The organism is Phyllobacterium sp. MT110 (assembly GCF_058792715.1).
This window is the reverse complement of record NZ_JBXAFE010000022.1, coordinates 1-705: the sequence shown is the minus strand read 5'-3', so window position 1 is coordinate 705 and position 705 is coordinate 1. Positions and strand designations below refer to the sequence as shown.

At 64.7% G+C, this 705-nt stretch carries 1 protein-coding gene; it reads right to left on the bottom strand.

Going from position 1 to position 705, the window contains the following annotated elements; all coding sequences use genetic code 11:
- The coding region (locus tag AC1Q5O_RS27225) for a class I SAM-dependent methyltransferase (protein ID WP_492567202.1) at nucleotides 1-558 on the bottom strand (558 nt) is incomplete at its 3' end.
- Between the last annotated feature and the right edge of the window lie 147 nt (nucleotides 559-705).

Below are 705 nucleotides of genomic sequence, written 5' to 3'. Positions count from 1 at the left end.
GACGATCCAGCCGGCGTCTGTGAGTGCGGACCGCAGGGCAGACTCGCGCCAGTACGTCTCGACGTAGCGCCGGGGCGCTGCAGCACTGCCGTGTGTGGACACATCCTCGCCGTCGCCCTCTCGAACGGAGGCGTGCAATCGGCCACCGGTCCGGGTCGCCTCGGCAAGCCGCCCAAGCACCGTGCCGAGATCCTCGCGCGCCACATGAATCAGGCAGGCACAGGCCCAGATCCCGTCGTAAGGCGTACCGGGACGCTGCGGGTCGGCCAAGTCTTCGGTCAGCGGATCCAACGGGTCGGCCTCGAAGCCACTTTCGCGAAGCAGTTCGACGAAACCCTTTGAAATGTCGGTGCGCCGGACGCTAATTCCCCGCTTCTCAAGCTCAAGTGCATCGCGTCCGCCACCGCTTCCAATCTCCAGCACCCTGCCCGCGCCACCCAGCGCGGTCACGAACACATCGATCTCTGTCGCGACCCATTCGGGCATCGCCGCGGCCTCTGAAGCGTACTCCGCCGCGACCATATCATAGGACCGCACGGTATCCAGGTCGGTGCTCATCCCAGCGCTCCTCCTTCAAGACAACAGGGCTCGATGAGCGACAGGCCCATCAGTCCGATGCGCCCGTCACACTTCGGCAGTTGGTGACTTCGCGGGCGATTTGCTTCCCAGCTTTAGCAGAAATGCGGTCACAGACACCACCGACCG